This window comes from Wolbachia endosymbiont (group A) of Andrena hattorfiana, assembly GCF_947179565.1.
In the GTDB taxonomy this organism is placed as follows: Bacteria; Pseudomonadota; Alphaproteobacteria; order Rickettsiales; family Anaplasmataceae; genus Wolbachia.
In genome coordinates, this window is record NZ_CAMXBT010000001.1 from 265,718 (window position 1) to 287,405 (window position 21,688).

The following is a 21,688-nucleotide window of genomic DNA, read 5'->3' on the forward strand; positions in this document are numbered from 1 at the left end:
GGTCAATCCATAATGAAATAACTAAGGACATTACATATAACATATAAAAAACTAATGCAAGCATAATTTTTCCAACTTTATTATTTTTTACTACCATAAACTTCACTGACATTGATGTGCACACCTCTGAGCCTACTATGCTTCTGTTTGTTAATTAGTTATGCCTGCTAGATTAACGACATTGCGATTTACTAATTACTTCAATATCACTATCATCAGAATGCAGAGAGTTCAGTGACTGGCTACGCGATATTGGTGGTACTTCACTTTAACTCCTACTTGGACATGGCTGATCATTATTGCTACCGCCAGGACTTTACAGGCTTGACTACCTGATAAGAAACGTTGGCTGCATATTTCGATCACTGGCAGGTTGAGCATATAATTTCTCTCGATAACTTTCTGCAAATTTTTGAGCTTCCACACAGGGCTTAATGTTTTGCGGTAGCAGCATAAGTATAGTTGTTTTCTCATTATCCTCTTCTGAAGACATCGAGTCAGAGTCCTCGTGTATAAATTTCTTGTCTACCCTAATCAGCCTCTGTTTTGGGCTTTGATCTTCTAGTGTAGCCTCTGTTTGCCTTTTCTGATTCTCTTTATATGGTTCTAGATGTTCTACAGATCCATTAAGAATAGATTCAGGTGAAAGGCTGCCTGAAGAAGTAGTTGGAGTATTGGTGTCACTGTAGTAACCACTATCATTTTTTTGAGCTTGTTCATTTTTCAAGTTTTCTAATTCTTGTTTTATATTAGTTAGCTCTAAACCTTTTGCAGATAATTGAACCTCTAATTTTTGCTTTGCTTCATCTAGCTCTTTGATTTTAGTTTCCAAGTTTTTTATTGTGTTCTCTTGCTCTTTAGCTAGTCTATTTTTTTCATTAAGTTCTATTTCTTTGACATCAAACCTTTTATTCTGACTAATTATTTTGTATGAAAGTGCAATTACTACCGCAGAAAGTACAAATAAAGTCAAAATAACGGGAAGAGCTACACCTAAAGCTGCGATTGGAGCTAAAAACGCAACATAAGGAGCTACAGTAAAAACTCCAGATGTAAGCAATATAAGAGAAGCAACGGTACCAGCTATAAAAGAAGGTGTATTAGTTCTATTAAACACACTTTTCATTGTACCACCTCACAAACCAACCAAAAAAGTACTATATAATTTCCTGAATCAGATAAGCCTGGTGATGGATTTATATATAAAATCCTTTTAGCTTATCTTGAGCTTGTAAACATATGAAACGACACCTAATGCAATGTTTTGAAGTTTACATAGCAAAGTTAGGCGTTTGTATACTACCCCCCAATATAACAAAAACCCAGTTTTAATTGTAATGTGGGGTTTTCATAAGTCAACCACTTTTTAAAAAAATATTTTCGATAAAAATGTAAGCCAATTAGCACCACAAAAAATCTAATTATTGACTTTTTCCAAAAATCGTAAAAAGTACCTACCTTTGTGAGAACGCGTTACGTAAAAATAGGGTTGTGAAAATAAAAGCGCAAAATTATTGCAACAAAGCCAAGTAAATTGGTTCGTATGTAAATATGGTAAAAGTAGGCTAATATAGCTGCTTTTATGATATAGCAGAATTACTATAAAGAAAAGTTCACACGTATCATTTGGTAGTCCAACTCATCCCAAAAAAACTTCTTCTCACGTTCCTTGATTTTAACCACTGGAAATAGTTGTTTTATTTAAATTTTTAGTAAAATATATTACTAGATTAATATTAATTCATTTGATATGAGAAAGAAAAATTGAGGCAAGTCTATAGTAAAAATAGATACCTGTTCAATTTTTCATCTTTTTGCATAAAGTACTAAAAACTAGACAAATTATATTATATTTAACCTATCTTAGCCTTACAACTTTGCCTATGTGACCACTTTCTACCAAGTTGCTAATAGATACTAAATTAGGCAAATCTTTTTTGTCAGTAAATTTATTTGACCTGATAAGGCTGGCTTTAGCTTAAGAAGATATAAAATAAGCCCTATTCTTCAAGAATCTTATTTTTCTCCCTTCAACCTTACCTACACTCTCTGGACTTAATATGTATGTTTCACTATAAGCACATCCAAACCCTGAGCACTTCCATTGGTAAAAGATCATCTATAAAACTGTCCTAAGTTATCTCTTACGTTAAGAACATCCCTAACCGATATTAGAGTATCTGGTCCTCGCGCACCGTTATTGAATACAGCATATGATAAAACCATTTGATCTCCATCAGTAATACGTTCGCATCCTCCACATTGTGTATATCGTTGTAATTGTCGATTCGCTTCTGCACTTTTTTGTCGTATCTGCCCTGCAGTTCTAGCAAATTTTAGCTCTATCCCAATTGGATGAGTATCATCTCTTTCCACAAATCTTGACAACACTAGATCTATTCTTCCCCCTCTTTCTAATTGAAACTCAATAATTACTCTAGCAGGATTGCCAAGAGTATAAAATAACCCATGTAATACAGCTTGAAATTCAGCTTCACTCGTTACCAATGCTTGCCTTAACGGAAACAACACATTAGAAATTTCCTGAAATAATTCCGTATGCCTATTGACATCTTGCCAGCCGGTATTCATCATTACACTTGCAGCTCTGTGTACTTGTCCAACACCACCTATTCGTAAAAGATCACCTTGGAAATGCCCAAGATAATTTCTTGAATAATCATCAGGTGACTGAAATGGTGTTAAAATAACGTTTACTTGAGGATTATCATCAATCATTTCACACAATACTTCACGCACTCTAGCACCTTGCCAATGTGGACGTAATAGATCTAAGGCCATTACTGGAAATTGGTGACGCAATATTTGACGGATGTTAAGCACAACTAGTGAGTTAATACTTAGTGCAAACAGAACCATGGTCAAAGCTCTCTCTCGAACATTTATTCTTGCAATTCTTTGTCCTTGCTGGCCTAGCATTCTATCATCATTATGGTAATTGAATAGATATTTTGTTACTCTTACCAAATCTCTCCCTATCCGAGCAGTACCTTTTTCAAATGCAATACTTGCAAACGCAAACCTAGATGTGTAGGAAAATGGGCTAGAACCAGGTACTGCACGTGTGCAAGAGGCTGGATATAATAAATAGTTTTCTACATCTCTTGCAACCTCTCTCTCAGTAGGATTAAGTAATCTTTTTATCAAAGAAGGTTCTTGCTCTAAAAAGTGTTCTGCATCAAGCTGCAGACGTTGAGCATTATGGTTAAAGTTTAGCCCTACACAAACAGCATTTCTTGACGAAGTATGAGCAGATACAGATGAAATGGGACAGTTTCTAACATAACCCCTAGCTTGTTCCAACGCTTGTCCAGCGTGTTCTTGACCTGCTTTGAGCTCAATTATAATGGGAACTGAATTATTTAATTTTTCCTGACCACGCACAAGCAAAGTAATATCTGCATATCCTCTTCCTATAAGTAATTCTAGGTAGATATCAGCCATAGCGCGGTACCTAAAATTTACTAAAAATCCGGATAAAAAACCATGATCGTCAGACTCACTATCAAAATTCAATTCTTGGCGATATGCATCGTAGACATTGACGATGTATTGTAAAATTCTTCTAATGTCTCTTCTTACTTCTTGACTGTTATTATTTGCTAACCCATTTGCTCGATCTAATAAGTTGCCTTGCTGCATGATTGGAGCAATTTCTCTAAAATTATCGATGGGAGATGCATGATTTCCATTAAAATCTCTTCCTTGAGGAAAAAATACACACTCTTCTCCCCGCTGAAATATTTTATATTCTTCCCAAGCCAGATCTTCCTGTAAGTGCTGTAGCTGATTTTCTTCTATCCATAGCCTTTCTTCTTCACTGAATCTTGATCCAGGACTGTTCTCATTATCAGCAATAGTGTAGCATCTTACTATTCTCATGCCATCTTCATCTACGTCATTAGTTAGAACAGCAATTTTTAGATTTCCTTTCCCATTATCATAATTATCAAAACGAAAGTAAATTCTTTCACCATTTGCAATATCAGGGTCAAAATCTATAATACCAGAATCAAATGCAGTAGCAAACATACCGAAGAAGAATGCAGGAAAAAAACGACTCCTACCAACCGAGTGTAAAAAAGATGGACACTGGTCTAAAAAAAGTCCAACTTTTCTATTTAGCTCATCACAATCTCCATTTAACAAATCTTGAATTAATTCAGTATCTTCATCATTATTTCGCATAAACACTCCTAATTATAACTACGACTAGCCACACCACTAACACCAGCACTTTCTAACACGGTCTGTGGATCACTGAAACCACTACCTTCAGGAGACAAATGCACAGACTTCCCTAGCTGAGAAAATAACCCCTCTGCTAACTTGCTATAGTCGATGCCATCTTTCATACCTGACACATAAACCGTTTTTAGATCATTAGTGATACCATCTTTAAATAATTTAAAATCCTTATCTGAACAAAAATCTTTGACAAATTGCAAAATTTCCAGTATTTCACGCTTCTTTACAACGTTACTACTGCTATTATCACGTTGCCAATCAACAATTAACCCTGCAAGCACATCTGTTATCGGATCTATGTTCTTGGAAAATTTAACCACAGCTTTTTTATGCTCATCAAAAAGATCGCATTTCCAAAGATTCACAATAATCATTCTTGCCTTAATTTGAATATCTATTTCAGGATCTTCTAACATCAAATTTGAAAGCGAGGAAAGGAGAAACGCGTAACCACAATGTGAAAGTATTTTCTTCTCCTCAGACACTAAAACTTTTTCCTGAGACAAGTGCTTTACTACATATTGAACTGTATCAACGAACCCGCACTGTATTAATGTGTTAAGAGGTTGATACATAACTCCTTTGCCTTTATTTGATAACTCAAGTAATAATTTATGCTTTATTGGATCAGTGATTATTTCATGCAGAAGAAAATCTAAAACGGTAGCAACATTATGGTTAGCTTGAATAGCAGATAAATTAGCAACAGCTTTAACCATCAGGTTATCAATCTTTTCCTTTCCTTCCTGATTTATACGACGATAGAAGTATTCTACTCCTTCACTCCACTTGAATTCCACAGCTTTATTAAAACCCTCTACTGCATTATCATGCTTTTTAAATTCTCCAGATTTTTTATCAATCCAAAAGCTAAGTACAGGATCTTCACTATTCATAGCATTTAACAATTCATTTCTGACATATTTGCGGTTGTTAGTTGCAGGCCTGCCATTATCATCTACTTCTTCGGAAGAGAAGCCACTTTTGTAAGACTCAAGTTGCTTCTGAAATAGTGGATGAATTTTATCTGTCATACAGTACCTACAAGCCATATTGTATCTGCAAAGTGGATTCTTTACTTCATCTATTTCTTCTTCAGTTAACATTCTTCCTAGAGTAGCAGTGTTTAACCTTGCACTTGACCAACAATTCTCATCACGAAATACGTTATATAAGAACTGTAATTCATCATCTTTTAGATATTCTACCTCTCTAGTGTAGGTTTTTACCCATTTTTCAATAGCTAAACGCCTTCCGGCAGCAATATTAGAATCTGGATGTTTAATGATATTCTGCAATTTCTTAAGTATTGTAGCATGGCGATCTGTCCATCTTGGCATTGTATCCTCCATATAGAAATATTTACTGCATTATGCAAAAGTTAGAATCAAATAGCAACACTAAAATTATCAAGGACAAGAAAAATTTTATGAAAAATATTTTTTATATTTAAATATCATCTATTTTGCGCTTAACTGATGCGTAGAATTAGTGAGAAAATCAAATAGGCCATAGCGAGAATAGCGGAAGAGTTAGATGTAGGCTTTAATATATTAGACTAATGGATAAAGAAGTATAATAAGTTGAAAAGAGCTCTAAGGGAGTTACAGTACTTAGAACCTGTACATGATCTCAAGAAAGGAATAAACTAAGAGATAATGTATATAAGTTAGGATATATGAGGAGTTTATACCCAAGTGATATAAGTCGGGAAAGATTTGAGATTATGTTACCAGATCTAGAGTCCTGTAGAAAAAAAACAAAACCAAGAAAACTTGATTTGTATGATGTATTTTGTGGAGTGTTATACGTTCTGAAAAGTGGTTGTCAGTGGAGAATGCTACCAAAAGAGTTTCCAAAATGGCGCAATTGTTACGACTATTTTAAGAAGTGGAGTGAAAAACCAGATGCAGATAAAGAAAGTGTTCTGGAGCTGGTGTTAAAAAAAAATAGTTGGCGTGGTCCGACAAAACAATGGTCGGAAAGAAAAAACCAGCTTCTGCATAATTGATGCACAGAGTGTAAAAAATGCAGATACTGCTGAAGAAAAAGGCTATGATGCAGGCAAAAAGATTTCAGGAATAAAACGCCATATTGAAGTAGATACGCAAGCATGCAATTTATATAACAACAGCAGAGATAACTGACCGTAGCAGTGCTGTGAGAATGGTCGAAAATGCAAAAGAAAACCTCTCGGGAGTTAAAAATGTACTGGTTGATGCAGGCTATACTGGAGAGAATTTTGCAACTCAAATAAAAACGATTATTGGTGCAACCGTTGAAGTGATAAAAAGAAATGAATTACATTCCTTTGTTGTATTGCCCAAAAGATGGGTTGTGGAGCGATCTTTTGCTTGGTTAGAAAAATGTAGAAGATTGTGGAAAAATTGTGAGCGAAAACTCAATACTAGCCTACAAATGGTCGTTCTGGCTTTCACTGCCTTACTTCTGAAAAGATTATGAACAGGCTCTTAGGCTTTTTCCTTAGGTTTTGAAATTTCAGCTTTAGGAAGACCGGTAGACTCAGCTATTAATTCAACAGATACACCTGCTTTAAGTAGGTTTTTTGCAACTTCAATTTCTCTTTCTTTTCTACCTTGCTCTTCCCCAATTTGGATGCCTTCCTCCCTGCCTTTTTCATGGCCGATTTGGATAGCTTCTCTATTTATGACTGATCAGACTATAGCATTCTGTCTAGCAACCAATCTGGTGCTTCTCTGCCTTTTTCCCACTTGGCAAACTTCATCTTTTCTTTTAAGTAATACTCTCTATAGGCTTCTATTGGATTACTACATTTATATCGATCAGGTAACGCTTGTGTAAAAGCTTGTATATCAGCTGATTGAAAAATTAGCAAATCCTTATTATTATCACACCAATCTATAACTTCTTCAGATTTATGCGTTCTTTTATATCGCCAGGTGTACTCTTTACATAATTCTTTTCCATATCCTATCAACCAATTAAAGTTTCCTTTTGAGTGTCTAGCCCATAGAGAACAAGGGTGGTTTTTGTGAGTAAGTTTATATGGAACTTCTATATTTTGGTTTGTGATAATGACAAAAGGATTTGGCGCTTTTAATGCGATTGAAAAAACACTACTAAGTAATTGAGCAGTTTCTAATGGCATTTTCACTATGTGCTTATCGCATAACATTCGTGCTGCAATTACTGGGTTTTCATCTAGTACAAAGATGTTCATCTAGGTGTCAAAAGATAAAATCAGATTAAGTCTTTGACTTCGTTAACTGTAAGACCAGTAGTTTGAGCTATAATATCAATAGAAACACCTGCTTTTAGTAGATTCTTTGCGACCTCAATTTTCTCTGCTTTTCTGCCTTTTTCATGTCCGATAAGGATGCCTTCTTCTCTACCTTTTTCAGTAGCATCATCGAGTTTTTGAGCAAGGACAGCCTGTTCATCACGAATACGCTTGATTTCTTGTTCATAGGCAATGAATTCTTTTTCTGACCAGTTAAATCTATTTAATTCTTCATACGCTCTTTTAATTATTAGATCACTTCCTATTATTCTCTCTAGCTCTTCTTCACTAGTTTCATCTGCATATCTAAAGAAGTAGACCCATTTTTCAACTATACTTGAAAGCTGATCTTCTTTGGTTTTTGGAAATTTAGGCAACTCAATAAATATAAAATAAAAATCTTTAAGATCGTGTTCATTAGTGTCTTCATCGCGAATAGTGTGCTTTGATTTATACTCAGACTTATCAGGAAATAAAATACAATCTGCTATAGCAATAAAGATAATTTCCTTAAGGTCATGATATTGATCGCCTTTGTCAGCCTGTCTTGAATAGGCTTTAGCAGCATAGTATTGAGCACGTTTTTCAAAGCCCTTAGTTTTAGCGACCTGCATTTCGACTATGACTTGCAGCCCATTTTCATCCCTACAAAGAACATCAACAATGCTTTGTTTTTTAGAAGCAATATCAGGGTCTTGAATAGTACTTAAAAACTCTATATCCTGTATTGCACTTTTGCCAGTGAAGCCAAGAATATCATTAAGAAAGTGAATAAGGATATCTTTATTTTTTTCAGTGCCAAAGATGCGCTTGAACGATATATCATTTTTTGGATCGAGAAACTTCGAAAGAGCCATGACGGGTTAACCTAGAAAACATTAATAATTATACACAATTTTGAAGAAATGTTCAACAATTTTGATTTATGTTAACCTGTATAATATTTATTTCTGTATGGCAAAGCATACTACTACTATCTCTCTAAGATACCAAATAGCACAAAAAGTAAGAAACTGGAGGTTAAAGCGAGGATATACTCAAAGAGATTTAGCGGGAAAAATCGGAGTAACGTATCAAATAGTACTACAATATGAAAAAGGAACACGAAAAATTTCAATTGGGAAGTTATACGCTATGGCAGAGGTATTATCAATTAATATTAAGGATCTTATTCCTGTATCAAATGAAAAAATCTGTTTTGAAGATGAGGGAGAGGAAATATTAGATTTAGTAAGGAAATATAAAAAGATTAATGATCAAGAGTTACGTAGGATGTTTTGTTTATTAACCAAATTTGTTCAAGTTAGTGAGAAAAGTAGTAGAAAATCGGAAAAAATAAAAATTGCAAATGGTCTGGTTAAAGCAGGAATTTCTGTTGATATTGTTTCACAAGCAATTGGCCTCTCTGCTGATGAATGTATTGAAGAAAAAACAGGTTCTATCTACTACAAAATAGGAAAGAAGATAAAAGAATGGAGGCTAGTGAGAGAGTATACTCAAAAAGATTTAGCAGAGAAAATGAATACAACACGTCATGAAATAAGCAACTATGAACAAGGAAGGACTGCTGTTCCACTTGATAAATTATATGAAATGGCAGAAGCGTTATCGATTAATATTACAGATCTACTAATAGAGAAAGATGAAGGTAGTACAGTGGAAAATGAGCTGCTTGATTTGATTAAAGAATACAAAGAAATTGAGAGCCAAGAACTACGTAATGCACTAATAAAATCTCTGTTTGAGGGAATACGTATTTGTGAGGAGAAAGTGAGAGAGATAGAAAGGATTAAAGTTGCAAAGGATCTAGTAAAAGGGGGAATTTCTATTGATATTATTTTGCAAGCGGTAGGTTTATCTATTGATATGGTTTTAGATGGATAGCTCGTAAAAAAATTATAGCAATAAAGTTTTTTCTTAAATGGAGGTATATATGTTTATTTCTGCAAGTAATGTTAGTCCTATAAGCTACAAAATAGGGCAAAAAATAGAAGAGTGTAGATTAATGCAAAGGTGTACTCAAGCAGAGTTGGCAAGTAAGATCGGGCTAGCATATCAAGAAGTAAACAGCTATGAACAGGGATATATCGTTATTCCAATTGAAGTACTATATATAATAGCAAGAGTATTATCAGTTGATGCTGTAGATCTATTACCTAAACCAATAACAGTAAGAGAGCATGAAGATGAAGACGAAGAAATACTCTATCTAACAAAAATATACGAGAGTCAAAAGTTAGGCAAAATAGTACCTTCATTAGTCAGGTTTGTTCATATTAGCGAAAAAATTAATCAGGAAGAAGCAAAGTTGGAAATAGCAAAAAATCTAGTAAAAGAAGGAGTTTCAGTTGACATAATTTCCCAAGCAACCGGCTTATCTATTTACGAGTATAATGATACAGAACAAGAAATTTACACTGATTCTATATATTACAGAATAGGGCAAAGAATAAGAGAATGGAGATTGATAAGAAGATATACTCAAAAAGATTTGGCGGATAAAATTGATTTAACGCTCAAGGAAATACACGAATATGAAAAAGGATATACTGCCATCTCATTTGATAAATTATATGAAATAGCAAGAGCATTATCAGTGAATATTAAAGTTCTACTGCCTAAAACAAGAGAAAGCAAAAAGCTATTGAGTTTAATGGATGAGTACAGAGAACAAGAATCATTAGATGCATTAGTCAAATCTCTATCTGAAGATATGAAAAGCGGCAAGGAAAAAGTTAAAAAAGCAGAGAAAATCAAGATTGCAAAAGATCTAGTTAAGGCAGGTATTGCGATTGAGATTATTGTGCGAGCAAGTGGTCTAACTGTTGATGAGTTGAGTGAGTGATGAAGTAACAACTTGAATTCTGGATTAAAAACAGAGGTACTCAGAAATAATATATTAAGATATAAGCAAAAGTAATTGTTTATTTAATAAATCTATTTACCATCTCTGAAAATTTGCTTAGATTTCGCTTGTTCAACAGATACCTCTTCTAGTTTTTCTGGCTCATCTTCGGATCTTACTGCTAATTTGCGTTGTTTGATAACTTTCTTTAACGTCTTCACAGCTATAAAATTAATACTGAAAACACATGCAGAAGTTACCGCTAATGCTGGCAAGGGAGCTAAACTGAATGTTGGTAAAATTGCCACGATTGTAGCAGATGTTAGTAAAAATGCTAGTCTTTTGCTCCCGATTATCTTGTTTTTCTTGGACTTTATGGGGTTTAGGCTTTTTATTTTCCCTTTTAGCTTTTTGAAGCCTTTTTTGAATATGTTACCCTTTTTCAGCTCTTTTTCTACGGGTTTTATTTTAAAGCTTTTTATTTTTTCTTTTATTCCTTTTTTATCTTTTTTTACTTTAGAGGTCTTCTCCATCAACTTTAGAGGTTGCTCATGTAGCGGTTTTGGCTTATCGTTTGAAGTTTTAGCTTCTTGGCCCTTAGTATGTTTTTCGGACGAAACTATGTTTTTTAAACCTTTCTTTGCTTTGTGGTATAATTTTTTTAGTTTGCTTGGCATTTTTATGTAAATTAAGATACGATATCGCAAAATTTATCGATTACTTTTTGATTACCTTCTATCATTGCATTTGCCTCCTGCTGAAGAGATTTGATATTTTTTGATGTAATATTATCCATGTCAGGTGATGCTATTTTTAGTTGCGATTGTATGCGTATATATTTATCAGCTATAACTTGATTAAGTTGATAGTTTACTGCATCTAAACTTGAAGAAAACATCACATTCAGTAGTGGCTTGATCCATCCTATTTTTCCAAATCTCCTTGAATTAGCTATGCTTCTATCTGTTCTACCAGTACCTAGTGATAACAGTATAATCTCATCATTTGGAAACAATTTCTTACCACTTGCATATGCACAAGCCGCAGGATTATTGGCAAACACCCCGCCATCCACTAATACTCTATCTATCTGGTCAATTTTTAGATGTTTTGGTATGAAATAAGTAGGTGCAGCCGTTGCAGCTCTGAGTGCATCTTTCAGCTTAATAGTACCTTCTTTCCAGCTTTTAAAGAAAAATGGGCAATTATTCTGAATGTCGTAACTGGTAAGCAGTACATTATTTAAAGTGTTTTGTAGAGTATCATCACCAAAATATTTGTCCAATACAAATTCAATATTTTTATATGGGTATTGTGCACAGTTAAACCAAGATAATATTGATCGCCTAAAAAATGAAGACTTGAAAATATATGGTCCATACTTTTGGTAAAGCTCAACTAAATCATTGGCTGAATATTGAGGGTTTCCTTGTTTATCTTTTTTACATAATCCTGCTACAACAATTCCACCGGTTGAGGTCCCTGCCATAAGATCAAAGATTTCTGCTACCTTTTTTCTTGATCTTTTTTCTATTTCTGCTAGTATTATGGCTGGTATTATTCCTCTTATGCCTCCGCCGTCAACGGATAAAATATATTTAGTCATTGTGAAATGAAAATTTAGATAAAGATGTTAAGATTTAATTTTCCCGCTTAAGACTTGTAATTTAAACTCATCAAGTTCCTCAGAAAGATTTTTTACCCGTTCTTCCAGACGATATACCGTAACGGTCAATCCGTTGTTCTGCTCTATAAATTTATCATGAATGTGAACCCGTAAATCCAGCTTGGCAAGCCACCAAATTGTTGCTATGGTCTGTATTACCATCGTTACTATTACTGTGATTGGAATCTTTTGATTCTGCATGTTTCTCCTAACTGTGTAATAAAAAACTTTCAACTACTTCTCGTTTCCAGTTACGAAATATTACCGATCAGACTCGTGTTTCTTTTCAGCATTATAGAGCAAGTGTATAATTTCATCGTATGGTTTATCTTTATTATGCCGCGATCTTAGTACAGCTACATCTCTTGGGTTTTTTCCATCTGTGTCTCTAATGTTAGGGTTTGCGCCTTTTTCTAACAAAAATTTAATTATCTCTAGGTTACCTTTGTATGAAGCTGCATGTAATGCTGTCCATCTTTCATATTTTTCTGTGTTTATATCAACTCCTTTTTCTATTAAAAATTTAACAATCTCCAAACATCCTGCACCAGATGCATAATGTAATGCTGTTAATTCGGGAATCTGTGTATTAATATCTAATAGATTATTTGCTGAAAATTTTACAGTCTCTAAGTTACAATTTTCAGATGCAATCCGCAGTATTGTTTTATAATTGTCTGTCGCTTTTGCTTTCGTATAGCAATAGGTAATATACTACTGTTGCTATAAACCACCAAAAGTGTAGCTTATTTCTTGCTCATGTTTAACACTTTTCTTAACATTGAATATTTATTTTACTGATTTTCGTTTAACATTTACTGATAGATGCTGATAATGCAGTGCGATAACCTGAACCATCTAACAAATGTTCTGCTCTGTCAATTATCCATTCACCGTCTATATCTTGATGAAATTCTAATAAGCTAAGTTTCGCCTCTGCAAATAGTTCTGGATTACCAGGCATAGTGATATCCAACACTGCATTATTTCGCTTGAGTTGTTTAATTTTAGCATTTGCTGCACTTAGTGCTGATTCTGCATTCGAATAAAGCGTTTGTATAATATAACTTGGACTACCAGAGCCAACTGTTTCTGATATAGTTGCACCTTTTTCATAGCTATGCCATTTTGCAATCACTGAGTTGTACCTGCTTACGGTAAAATGCACTTTCCAATTTATCGTGTCTTGAGGTCTAATAGCTGTTGTTCCTAAAGCTTTTCCAGTTGCCGATTTTGCTTTGCCTTTTGGAATAAAAAGTATATATCCGCCAGCTAGCTTTGCCATTGCTTCACGCTCTGTTGCGATCTTTGTTAACAGACTTATATCACTTTCATCTGCCTGATTAATATGGGGTATCAATACATTCTTAAATTCCTCAGCGACTTTGTATCCATATCCATGTTTTTGGGCTATTTCTTTTACTAAGTTTTCTATGGTAATTTGGCGCCATTCTTTTGATACTTTTGCCTTCAAAGATATTCTTAAATTTGTTGCATGAGCTTTGATTAGTAGAGTCTTAGGTGGACCCTGTATAGTCACTTCGTTGACTGTATATATACCCATTGGAAAGATTCCAAATTCCTTATAACCTAGTGCTATGTTCAATTCATTCGGAACATTTAAGTTTTCATCTCTGTAATCAACATGTACTTCAACTATATCATCTATAGTTCCAGATTCATCGGTAAGGCGTAACGATATAACTCTATCTCTAATTGATTCACATTTATCTATTACAAAATCTGGCTGCATTTATTCCCACACCTTTAATTTTGACTTTTGTACTGTTTTCTGAATAGCAGAAAGCTTTATCTTTAATCCTGCTGGCAAAAAGCTTCCATATTCTGCCAAACCTAAGTTCTCTGCTAGTGCTAATTCCACTACTCCATCCGTAAATCCGTAATGTTTCCAGCAAATCAGATCTAACATCTCATTTTCTTTACTCACATAGTATACAGTCATCTATAGCTTTTTAAACTCAAACTAAATTCAACTTTTCTTGGTAGTCCATTAGGTAAAAAATACATCTGCTTTTCTTCTAACCTAGTAATTACGAATTGTCCTAAAATATTACCTAAACTATCTACTAAAATATGTGGTTTTTCAGCTTCTTTCACACTCTTTAATTGATTTAGCCCGTTGAGATTATGCAGATAAATCATTCCTTCTAAATCTATATTTTCTACACCTTGACCGATATTTTGTAATAGTGGCATATTTTCAATACACTCAATCGTGCTCCAACGATTTTCTCTGCTATACTTTAAACTTGTGGGAGCAAACTTATACGGACCAAGAGATAGCATCAATAAAATGTCTCTACCGTATCAAATAAAACATCACGTGACTTTTCTCTTATCCTTTTTATTACTTCATCTGCAAGGCTACGTACATCTTGGTTAGGTTCTGCTTTAATGCTGATAGTGTAATTATTAGTGATGTTCTGAGTTTTATTTTGTTCTTTATTTTCAAATTTACTCCTTGCAAAGTCAGCAAGTATCTTATCGTTTTCTGTGGACTTTTTCTCTTCGATAAGGCTTTTGACTCTAAAGATATTCTTATTTCTCTTGGAAAATTCTTTAATTATACTGTTACCTAACAAAGGATTTCCACTGTTGAAAATGTTGCTCTTTAAGGGAGTATGGACTGCTTTTACTTCAGTAACAATACTTTTCCTTTTTTTAAGCTCTTTCAATGTGCTATTCCCCAGTACTTTTCCAAATACACTTTCCCCTATCCATGAAAAAGCTTCTCCTATAGGTTTAATAAGTGATTTCCAAAAGCTAGAGAAAAAGTCTTTCACCTTTTGCCAGTTAGTCACAACAAGAGCTGCACCAGTAACAAGACTTGCTATTAAAAATCCAATCGGGTTACTCATTACAGCGAGTGTTACTGCTCTTAGTCCTGTTATTACTGCAGGAAAAACTGTAGCTGATAAAAATGAAAATGTTGCAATTATTTTTGCTCTTAAACCGAGAACTGTACTTGCTAAAAAAGTAAATCCATAACCTAAGCCCACTACTAAGATTTTCAAACTTATTAAAGCTGCTATAGTTCCCATGATTGCTTTGGTTAAAGTTGGATATTTTTCTGCAAATAACGCTATGCTTCTAGTTTTTTCTTGTAAAAATTCAGCTATAGATTTTAAAGTAGGCAGCATCACTGAACCCAGGTTCATACCAACTTCAGCTATTGCGTTTCGAAGAAGTCGTAATTTACTGGCTGTGGTGTCTACACGGTTTTGAAATTCTTTCTGCAACGAGCTCTTGTACTCTTCTGTGTCAGCTAGTAACCTTATAGCATCTTCATATTTGTTAAAACTTCCAGCTAATAATGCAATATCATCTTGATATTCCTGACCGAAAAGTTTCATAAGGATTGTAGAACGTTCCTGGTTATCCATTTTCTTTAGAGTTTGAAAAAAGTAGAGTAATGCTTCTTCGCCGTTTTCGCTTATTCTTTGTACTATTTCTTCTGCAGTTATGCCCATTTGCTCTAGTGCTGCTTTAAAATCCCCTCCTTGTTCTTCAGCAGTCTGAAGTTTACTAAGTAGAGCATTTATAGCAGTTGCAGCTTTTTCAGGTGTTTTACCTAAGCTAATGAAAGCATTTGCTAAACTACTTGTTTTCTCGATATCCAAACCAAACTGCTTTGCAGTACCACCAACTATTGCTAGAGCTTCAACCATATCTCTTGCTTTAGCAGCAGTGTTATCTGATAAGTGGTTGATCACATTACCAACATGTTCCATTCTACTAACATCAATTCCATAAACGTTAGAGAGTTTAGCTATAGAATCACCTGCTTGCTCTGCAGACATATCAAATGCTGTAGACATTTTTGCCACTGTTTCTGTAAACATAAAAAGATCTTCTTTCTTGATACCAAGTTGACCACCGCTTGCAGCTATTTGTGCCAGTTCTGCCGCTGATAATGGTATAGTATGTGACATCTCTTTCAACTTCTTGGCAAATTTAGTTGCTTCATCCGTTCCTTTTTTAAAATCTACCACTTTTGTAACATCAGCCATAGCACTTTCAAAGTCAATCGCAACTTTAACTGGAGCTGCAAGCGTTAGCCCTAGTCCAATAGTCTCTATAATTTGTAACTTAAAATGTGCTTTACTTGCTAAAACATTTTGGTGACTACGTATTGCAGATCCAAGCTTACCATACTTACCTTTTAGTACTTCAATAGAAGAACCAAGTTTATATTGATCACTTACTAATGACTTAATATTTCTTCCACTTTTCCTTACTTCTTCATTGAATGAATGCAAGGCATCTCTCTTTCTTAAGTATGCCTCTTTTGCTTTTGTTGCAGAAAACTTAGCTTTATCAAACTCAGCTTTTAAAGTTTTGCTCGGTTTCTCTATCGCTTTCATTTGTTTAGCTAAAGATTTTACTTGATCTTCAAAGCCCTTCCATGATCTCCTGCTAGTCAAAACATCACTACCCAACTGCTTAAACTTTGATACTGATTTTAAAGATGAATCAAGCTTTCTTATATTCTCACCAAGACGAGTAAGTTGACTACTACTTCCCTTTATTACAGTACTGAAACTGCCATCCAAGATTGCTCCGATTTTTATAGATAACGTTGACATTTCGCTGCTTCATTCCATAGGATAAATTCATTAATTTCCATATCAAGCAAAGACTCAATTCCACTACCAATAATAGAACTAAGCGTGATTACTTCTGACCTCAAGTCTTTTGGATAATTGGTGAAAAAAAATCTTTTAATACTTCTTGCACTTTCACATAGTCTGCAATATCTAACTCTTCAATCGCTTCTTTTGCAACTGATGTCAGATTGGCAGTCAAAGTTACTTCCTTACTCAGATCACTACCATTAAGTCTCTCAATAGCTAGATAATCTCTAACTTTTGGACGTCTAATGGTAAGTTCTGAGACAGAAATACCATCAACTGTTATTGGGTTATTAAGTGTTATAGCTTGCATATTTCTCCTTAAAAAGTTAATTAAATAAAAGTCTGCTTGGCTTTTACATAACTAATTTTTTTATTATGATTGTGGTTCTATTACGCTTGTGCTTTATTGAAGTCCATTTTTCTAAATTTTTTCAATAAAAAAGTTAAAATATATTTAATGTCTACGCAGTATCTTTCTAGCCTTCTCGTAAATTGTATCTCTATGTCCTATTGTAACTATGGTTACTTCATATTTTGCAGTGTTGACATGATATATAGTACGGTAATCACCAACCCTTAGTCTTCTGCATCCCTTAAGACTATGGTGTAGCACTTCACCAAGATTAATAGGATCAACTGTAAGCCGCTCTTTTATTGCACTTATAACCCTTGATCTTACTGTTTTCGGAAGACTTGGGAGATCTCTTTCGAGAGCACTGTCTAGGAAGATAATAGTGTATCCCAATCTACGTCCTCACTTTTAGTCTTTTTTGCACCTTCAATATCATACTCATCAGCAACTGCAGATAATAAAATGTCCTCCTCTTCAAGCTCAATTGCTTCCCTGATTAACCTTTCTGCCAGTTCTTGAGCAGGCTGCTTAGTGAGCTTGGCCAGTTCAGCAAGATGCTGTGAAGTTTCTTTGCTAAGAGCTACATTAGTTCCAAGATTTGCCATATACTTTACTAAAATCCACCACTATGATTATTTTATAATGTTTTTCTAAACTTTTCAATAAAAAAAGCGTTCAAAATATATGCTTTATATTTTAGCATTTTTGTTTAATTTTATCAACCATATCAAATCCCTAAAACCGTTTGTAGAAAGGCCATCTGATCAACACCATTTATCTTTCTAATCATATTTTCAGCATCGATTTCTATTAACTCATTGCCACCTATAGTAAGTTTATAGTAATGAGCAGCGACAGTACACTTCAGCGTTGCTTTTTCAGCAGGTTTCCAGTTACCAAAATCAAACTCTTTAAAAATGCCTCTTAAATTGATTATTACTGCTTCAATATCATTACTTCCACTACCTTGCATTCCACCTCTGAGCGTCAAAGATACCGAATTTCCATTTATCAACCCAAATAGCCGAAAGAGCTCTGTATCGTATTCAGAAAAAGTAAAGTCTGCTTCTAATTTCTCCATGCCCATGTCAATATTTATTGGAATATCCATACCACCAGCTCTATATTCATCTGTTTTTATGGTAAGTTTTGGCAAGGTTATTTCATCTATTTTTCCTGCATAACCCCGGCCATCAACAAATACGTTAAAATTTCTCAGTATTTTCGGTAACACTTTACTTTCTCCTAACTTATTACACTATTATTTACAAGATGAGACCTGAATATTATTTGCTCAGCCGGATATGGCGGTGTAAACTCAAAATCAAAATACACTTTTCCGCTTGCAATATTTGCCGGTGTATTGAGTTCGGGAGTTGCATAACATTTTCCGCTGATAATTGCTCCTTGTGCTTTTAAATTGGCCAAATAAGAATTCACCCCCTCAATCACATCATCTATATAAGTTTTAGTGATATTGCGATCAACTGCCCATAAATGAGCCCTAAGTAAACTATCGTTAATTAAATCTGCAGTTCTTCTCACTGATAAAAAAGCCCATTTTGAGTCATTTGAACATGTTCTATTTCCCCAAAGCCTATAGCCATTTTGATGAATTATCGTTGTTACTTCATTTTCATTCAAGTGGTTTGCTCTACAATTTGTATTACCGAGCGTAAAATCAATAGGCCTGCTTGTGCCAATAATACCGTTTATTTCTTTATTTGAAGGTGAGTGCCAGAAGCCTTGCTCGCTGTCTATCTTAGCTATTAAACCAGCTACAAATGGACTCGATGGCAAGATTTTTTCTTTTCCTTCAATAAATAACTTAATCCATGGGTCAACTACGTAAACTCTTGAGCTGCCTACACTTTTTCTCCATTTTATTGCTTCTTTATCATTGGTATTTGGTCCATCTGCAACAATAATTGCTCTTAATTTTTCTGCTATGGAAATTAAAGCACTCACTACTGAATTTACTCCATCTATTTCAGGTAACTGATGAGTAAACTGAGGTGCAATTAATATTCTTGGCGCAACATGAACTATGCTTTCACTGCTGAGAAATGCCTCAATTCCCTGATATTCTCCGGTTTCTTTATCAACTCCACCGATTATACTTTGAATAGTTTCACTTTCTTTGAGCTTTGGATCGCTGTTTTCACTTTCTTTAACTCGAATAACTACTACTGTTGCACCAATCTGGGAAAATATTCCATTTATTGCAGAAGGTAAACTGCCACTCTTTCCGAGCTTTGCTGCTTCCTTTAAGCTTCCTGCAACTAACACTGGTTTATTTAGCGGAAATTTTTGCTCATCTGCTTCAGGTGCAGTACCAATTACACCTATCACTGATGATTTAGCTGTACGTACTGTCTTTGCTCCTGAGGTTACCTCAATAACATTTACGCCATGTAAAAATTCTTCAGCCATTTCTTTGTATTTTTTTCCTGAAATCATCTAGCAAAGTCTGTAGCTCATTTTCACTTTCGGCTTCTTCAATCTTTCTTTTGGCTAAATCTTCAAGCTCTTCACATTTAATTATTGCTTTTACTGCTTTTTTCACTTTTTCCTCAATTATTCTTGCCATTTCAATAACCGTAATACCACGGACTTTTGCTAAAGGTTCTATAATTTCTTTATCCTTTTCATCTATAGATTCTGGTGCTGCTAGAATGCTTTTTGCGGCTTCCGCTTGAATCTCATAAGATTTAGCTTTTTGGTGAGAATGACCTGCATATTGGTGAGTATGATTATCATAATAGAAACGCATACTATCAAATGCACAAAGCTTCGCATTATCCAGTAACTCCTTTTGTATATCTTCTTTAGTACGCTGAGCAATTTTTCCTCCTTCTGTTAAACAATAGCTTTTTTGCCAATCAAAATCTTCTGGTGCTTCATACCAATCATTTTCAGTTGGCTTACTTTCAAGCGTTGTTGTTTCTACTTGTTTATCATTCTCAAATCTAATGTAGATAGACATTCTTTGTTACCTCCAGAGTTCATAAGTTTCAGATAACCCAGGACATTGCCAAGCTTTTAGCGTTCTCTCTACATCTATTTCAAGCCCCGTGGTTAGAAAATTGCTACGTATGTTATATATTCCCCACTGGATAAATTGACCATAGTTGTATACATAATTTGATGCAAGCATACCTTGACTGACTTGTGTTCTGGAACATAGGTAAGATGATGTGTAAAGTAATATTGCAACTGTTTTTCCTGCTGGAATTTCTACATTGCCAGATCCAGCTAACTTGCTATCAGAACTTGTGTATTGGTAAACATTTTTCCATATTATTCTTGAAATACTTGATTTATTGGTATTATCTGGTGTTCCCACAAATAATCCTGCACCCCCATACTCCGTACTTGAGTACGATGATCCAACAAATTCTATTGTTTTATTTATGTTCACATTGGTTGTATTTTTTACAAATACTACTCCAAGTGCAGCATATGGGTAATAGTATATCTCATCATAACTACCAGAAAAACTATTTGTGCATAACTCTCCGTAAATAAATGTTCCTTTATTTCCCTCTATAAAATAGAGTTGTCTTGGCCGATAAAAACTAACGTAATCTGTATCGTATGTATGGCTACCTGCTAGTAGTTGCAGCATATAGTCTGTTTTTGTTATATCACTGCTCCACTTTCCAAGCTCTGTTGTAAAAGTTCCGTGGCCAAAGTAATTATTTTTTCTGCCAAGTACACCAAACAAGAAAGGTAATGACCCTGGTTCAACCATATTCCTCTTTTTCACTTCTCTCATAATTGATGAACTGCTAGGCACATCATTGATGGAGTTAAATTTGGTTGTCAGTGTTTTTAGTTGGTCTTCCCTGGTTTTTATTTCCTTCATGATCGATGAACCACCTGGCACATCATTAACAGCACGAAAGTTATCCACTAAACCTTTAAGACCATCTTTATGATCATTGCCAACACTATTTATTGCCGCAATATTGGTATTTTTACGAGTATCAAGTAGCGATATATGTGAATCTGATGATGCTTTTAAAGTGTTTAAGGAACTATCCCTAAGCTTGTTGATTTCACTTACAGATTCTGTTTTTGCTACAGTTATCGCCGATATAGAGCTTGCTTTATTGCTGTTTATGTCACTTAAGTGTTTTTTTGCACTATCAAGAAGTTCTTTTAGCTTACCATCTGTCATCTGTACAATTTCAGAAACCGAACTTTTGTCGACTATCAATTCCAATGCTTTAGCAAGATATGCTAATTGATCTGGTGTACTATTTGCTGCTAAATCCTTAAGCCTTCCTTGTAGTACATCAATTATTTCTTTTATTGTGGTCATTTGCACAACGTTGGAAATAGTTTTTTTATCTATTATTAATTCCAGCGATTTTGCAAGATATGCCAATTGATCAGGTGTACTATTTGCTGCTAAATCCTTTATCCTTTGGTATATTGCTTCCTTCATTCCCAAAAATTCAAAAAAGTTTCAAATCTAAATCGTTCAAAATTATTTTTAAGTTCATCTTCTCTTTCACTCATATCTTCATCTATCTTTTCTATGGCTCTGCGTATACGTACTACATCTTCTACAGCTATGTTCTCTGGATGCGGCAAAGGATATCCGTGCCTCGTTTCATCATTTGGCATTTTT

At 34.5% G+C, this 21,688-nt stretch carries 22 protein-coding genes and 3 pseudogenes; 3 read left to right on the forward strand and 22 right to left on the reverse strand.

Features of this window, described 5'->3' with window-relative positions:
- Positions 1 to 328 precede the first annotated feature (328 nt).
- From OM966_RS01360 to OM966_RS01370, 3 genes are all read right to left on the reverse strand, one after another.
- Complete coding sequence (locus OM966_RS01360; RefSeq protein ID WP_264328546.1) at positions 329 to 1,126, reverse strand: hypothetical protein; 798 nt, start codon at positions 1,124 to 1,126, stop codon at positions 329 to 331.
- 989 nt (positions 1,127 to 2,115) lie between these two features.
- Positions 2,116 to 4,209, reverse strand: a complete 2,094-nt coding sequence (locus OM966_RS01365) for a hypothetical protein (RefSeq protein ID WP_264328547.1) — start codon at positions 4,207 to 4,209, stop codon at positions 2,116 to 2,118.
- A gap of 8 nt (positions 4,210 to 4,217) precedes the next feature.
- Positions 4,218 to 5,609 (reverse strand): hypothetical protein, encoded by a 1,392-nt coding sequence (locus OM966_RS01370; protein WP_065095361.1) that lies wholly within the window; start codon positions 5,607 to 5,609, stop codon positions 4,218 to 4,220.
- Positions 5,610 to 5,947: 338 nt separating this feature from the next.
- Here OM966_RS01370 and OM966_RS01375 point away from each other — a divergent pair.
- Positions 5,948 to 6,732 (forward strand): annotated as a pseudogene (locus OM966_RS01375) (IS5 family transposase).
- A gap of 8 nt (positions 6,733 to 6,740) precedes the next feature.
- Here OM966_RS01375 and OM966_RS01380 read toward each other — a convergent pair.
- The 3 genes and pseudogenes from OM966_RS01380 to OM966_RS01390 all read right to left on the reverse strand — a co-directional run.
- A pseudogene (locus OM966_RS01380) lies at positions 6,741 to 6,929 on the reverse strand (Rpn family recombination-promoting nuclease/putative transposase); the annotation flags it as partial.
- Positions 6,930 to 6,949: 20 nt separating this feature from the next.
- Positions 6,950 to 7,471, reverse strand: coding sequence for a pyrimidine dimer DNA glycosylase/endonuclease V (locus OM966_RS01385; protein ID WP_264328548.1), 522 nt, complete (start codon positions 7,469 to 7,471; stop codon positions 6,950 to 6,952).
- Between the two features lie 20 nt (positions 7,472 to 7,491).
- Complete coding sequence (locus OM966_RS01390; RefSeq protein ID WP_264328549.1) at positions 7,492 to 8,388, reverse strand: Rpn family recombination-promoting nuclease/putative transposase; 897 nt, start codon at positions 8,386 to 8,388, stop codon at positions 7,492 to 7,494.
- 97 nt (positions 8,389 to 8,485) lie between these two features.
- Here OM966_RS01390 and wmk (OM966_RS01395) point away from each other — a divergent pair, with 97 nt between their 5' ends.
- A complete protein-coding gene (gene wmk / locus OM966_RS01395) occupies positions 8,486 to 9,415 on the forward strand; it encodes a WO male-killing family protein Wmk (RefSeq protein WP_065095428.1) in 930 nt (309 codons plus the stop codon).
- A gap of 49 nt (positions 9,416 to 9,464) precedes the next feature.
- On the forward strand, positions 9,465 to 10,376 hold the full coding sequence (gene wmk / locus OM966_RS01400; RefSeq protein ID WP_065095427.1) for a WO male-killing family protein Wmk: 912 nt from the start codon (positions 9,465 to 9,467) through the stop codon (positions 10,374 to 10,376).
- A gap of 92 nt (positions 10,377 to 10,468) precedes the next feature.
- On the opposite strand, the gene OM966_RS01405 is transcribed toward wmk (OM966_RS01400), so the two are convergent.
- The 16 genes and pseudogenes from OM966_RS01405 to OM966_RS01480 all read right to left on the reverse strand — a co-directional run bounded on the left by OM966_RS01405 (position 10,469) and on the right by OM966_RS01480 (position 21,684).
- The gene (locus OM966_RS01405) at positions 10,469 to 11,053 is read right to left on the reverse strand and encodes a hypothetical protein (protein WP_065095426.1); all 585 of its coding nucleotides are present in this window, start codon (positions 11,051 to 11,053) and stop codon (positions 10,469 to 10,471) included.
- An 11-nt stretch (positions 11,054 to 11,064) separates the two neighbouring features.
- The gene (locus tag OM966_RS01410) at positions 11,065 to 11,982 is read right to left on the reverse strand and encodes a patatin-like phospholipase family protein (protein WP_065095425.1); all 918 of its coding nucleotides are present in this window, start codon (positions 11,980 to 11,982) and stop codon (positions 11,065 to 11,067) included.
- Positions 11,983 to 12,009: 27 nt separating this feature from the next.
- Positions 12,010 to 12,243 (reverse strand): hypothetical protein, encoded by a 234-nt coding sequence (locus tag OM966_RS01415; protein WP_065095424.1) that lies wholly within the window; start codon positions 12,241 to 12,243, stop codon positions 12,010 to 12,012.
- 60 nt (positions 12,244 to 12,303) lie between these two features.
- Positions 12,304 to 12,769 (reverse strand): annotated as a pseudogene (locus OM966_RS01420) (ankyrin repeat domain-containing protein).
- An 81-nt stretch (positions 12,770 to 12,850) separates the two neighbouring features.
- Positions 12,851 to 13,795, reverse strand: coding sequence for a contractile injection system protein, VgrG/Pvc8 family (locus OM966_RS01425; protein ID WP_264328550.1), 945 nt, complete (start codon positions 13,793 to 13,795; stop codon positions 12,851 to 12,853).
- A complete protein-coding gene (locus OM966_RS01430; protein ID WP_264328509.1) occupies positions 13,796 to 14,005 on the reverse strand; it encodes a tail protein X in 210 nt (69 codons plus the stop codon).
- Entirely contained in the window at positions 14,002 to 14,349 is a 348-nt protein-coding gene (locus tag OM966_RS01435; RefSeq protein ID WP_015589018.1) for a phage tail protein, read from the reverse strand. Before OM966_RS01435 ends, OM966_RS01430 begins: the two co-directional genes overlap by 4 nt.
- Positions 14,349 to 16,649: a phage tail tape measure protein gene (locus tag OM966_RS01440; RefSeq protein ID WP_264328510.1), complete on the reverse strand. Its 2,301-nt coding sequence runs from the start codon at positions 16,647 to 16,649 to the stop codon at positions 14,349 to 14,351. The genes OM966_RS01435 and OM966_RS01440 overlap by 1 nt, the downstream gene beginning before the upstream one ends.
- Positions 16,650 to 16,749: 100 nt before the next feature.
- The gene (locus OM966_RS01445) at positions 16,750 to 17,007 is read right to left on the reverse strand and encodes a phage tail assembly protein (protein WP_254229419.1); all 258 of its coding nucleotides are present in this window, start codon (positions 17,005 to 17,007) and stop codon (positions 16,750 to 16,752) included.
- A 144-nt stretch (positions 17,008 to 17,151) separates the two neighbouring features.
- Entirely contained in the window at positions 17,152 to 17,442 is a 291-nt protein-coding gene (locus OM966_RS01450; RefSeq protein ID WP_065095400.1) for a type II toxin-antitoxin system RelE family toxin, read from the reverse strand.
- Positions 17,418 to 17,654, reverse strand: a complete 237-nt coding sequence (locus OM966_RS01455; protein ID WP_065095399.1) for a hypothetical protein — start codon at positions 17,652 to 17,654, stop codon at positions 17,418 to 17,420. The genes OM966_RS01450 and OM966_RS01455 overlap by 25 nt, the downstream gene beginning before the upstream one ends.
- 122 nt (positions 17,655 to 17,776) lie before the next feature.
- A complete protein-coding gene (locus OM966_RS01460; protein ID WP_065095398.1) occupies positions 17,777 to 18,283 on the reverse strand; it encodes a phage major tail tube protein in 507 nt (168 codons plus the stop codon).
- Between the two features lie 11 nt (positions 18,284 to 18,294).
- Positions 18,295 to 19,482, reverse strand: coding sequence for a phage tail sheath subtilisin-like domain-containing protein (locus OM966_RS01465; RefSeq protein ID WP_065095403.1), 1,188 nt, complete (start codon positions 19,480 to 19,482; stop codon positions 18,295 to 18,297).
- Complete coding sequence (locus OM966_RS01470) at positions 19,475 to 20,035, reverse strand: hypothetical protein (RefSeq protein WP_065095397.1); 561 nt, start codon at positions 20,033 to 20,035, stop codon at positions 19,475 to 19,477. Before OM966_RS01470 ends, OM966_RS01465 begins: the two co-directional genes overlap by 8 nt.
- 6 nt (positions 20,036 to 20,041) lie before the next feature.
- The gene (locus tag OM966_RS01475) at positions 20,042 to 21,502 is read right to left on the reverse strand and encodes a hypothetical protein (protein ID WP_264328511.1); all 1,461 of its coding nucleotides are present in this window, start codon (positions 21,500 to 21,502) and stop codon (positions 20,042 to 20,044) included.
- Complete coding sequence (locus OM966_RS01480) at positions 21,499 to 21,684, reverse strand: hypothetical protein (RefSeq protein WP_264328512.1); 186 nt, start codon at positions 21,682 to 21,684, stop codon at positions 21,499 to 21,501. The genes OM966_RS01475 and OM966_RS01480 overlap by 4 nt, the downstream gene beginning before the upstream one ends.
- Between the last annotated feature and the right edge of the window lie 4 nt (positions 21,685 to 21,688).

What these genes read in the sequence shown, in the direction of transcription:
- OM966_RS01390 (WP_264328549.1), bottom strand. Translation starts at nt 8,388, where the DNA reads ATGGCTCTTTCGAAGTTTCTCGATCCAAAAAATGATATATCGTTCAAG.
- OM966_RS01365 (WP_264328547.1), bottom strand. Translation starts at nt 4,209, where the DNA reads ATGCGAAATAATGATGAAGATACTGAATTAATTCAAGATTTGTTAAAT.
- OM966_RS01435 (WP_015589018.1), bottom strand. Translation starts at nt 14,349, where the DNA reads ATGCTATCTCTTGGTCCGTATAAGTTTGCTCCCACAAGTTTAAAGTAT.
- wmk (WP_065095427.1), top strand. Translation starts at nt 9,465, where the DNA reads ATGTTTATTTCTGCAAGTAATGTTAGTCCTATAAGCTACAAAATAGGG.
- OM966_RS01405 (WP_065095426.1), bottom strand. Translation starts at nt 11,053, where the DNA reads ATGCCAAGCAAACTAAAAAAATTATACCACAAAGCAAAGAAAGGTTTA.
- OM966_RS01455 (WP_065095399.1), bottom strand. Translation starts at nt 17,654, where the DNA reads ATGGCAAATCTTGGAACTAATGTAGCTCTTAGCAAAGAAACTTCACAG.
- OM966_RS01370 (WP_065095361.1), bottom strand. Translation starts at nt 5,609, where the DNA reads ATGCCAAGATGGACAGATCGCCATGCTACAATACTTAAGAAATTGCAG.
- OM966_RS01470 (WP_065095397.1), bottom strand. Translation starts at nt 20,035, where the DNA reads ATGTCTATCTACATTAGATTTGAGAATGATAAACAAGTAGAAACAACA.
- OM966_RS01410 (WP_065095425.1), bottom strand. Translation starts at nt 11,982, where the DNA reads ATGACTAAATATATTTTATCCGTTGACGGCGGAGGCATAAGAGGAATA.
- OM966_RS01445 (WP_254229419.1), bottom strand. Translation starts at nt 17,007, where the DNA reads ATGCAAGCTATAACACTTAATAACCCAATAACAGTTGATGGTATTTCT.
- OM966_RS01475 (WP_264328511.1), bottom strand. Translation starts at nt 21,502, where the DNA reads ATGAAGGAAGCAATATACCAAAGGATAAAGGATTTAGCAGCAAATAGT.
- OM966_RS01385 (WP_264328548.1), bottom strand. Translation starts at nt 7,471, where the DNA reads ATGAACATCTTTGTACTAGATGAAAACCCAGTAATTGCAGCACGAATG.
- OM966_RS01415 (WP_065095424.1), bottom strand. Translation starts at nt 12,243, where the DNA reads ATGCAGAATCAAAAGATTCCAATCACAGTAATAGTAACGATGGTAATA.
- OM966_RS01425 (WP_264328550.1), bottom strand. Translation starts at nt 13,795, where the DNA reads ATGCAGCCAGATTTTGTAATAGATAAATGTGAATCAATTAGAGATAGA.
- OM966_RS01360 (WP_264328546.1), bottom strand. Translation starts at nt 1,126, where the DNA reads ATGAAAAGTGTGTTTAATAGAACTAATACACCTTCTTTTATAGCTGGT.
- wmk (WP_065095428.1), top strand. Translation starts at nt 8,486, where the DNA reads ATGGCAAAGCATACTACTACTATCTCTCTAAGATACCAAATAGCACAA.
- OM966_RS01430 (WP_264328509.1), bottom strand. Translation starts at nt 14,005, where the DNA reads ATGACTGTATACTATGTGAGTAAAGAAAATGAGATGTTAGATCTGATT.
- OM966_RS01440 (WP_264328510.1), bottom strand. Translation starts at nt 16,649, where the DNA reads ATGTCAACGTTATCTATAAAAATCGGAGCAATCTTGGATGGCAGTTTC.
- OM966_RS01480 (WP_264328512.1), bottom strand. Translation starts at nt 21,684, where the DNA reads ATGCCAAATGATGAAACGAGGCACGGATATCCTTTGCCGCATCCAGAG.
- OM966_RS01465 (WP_065095403.1), bottom strand. Translation starts at nt 19,482, where the DNA reads ATGGCTGAAGAATTTTTACATGGCGTAAATGTTATTGAGGTAACCTCA.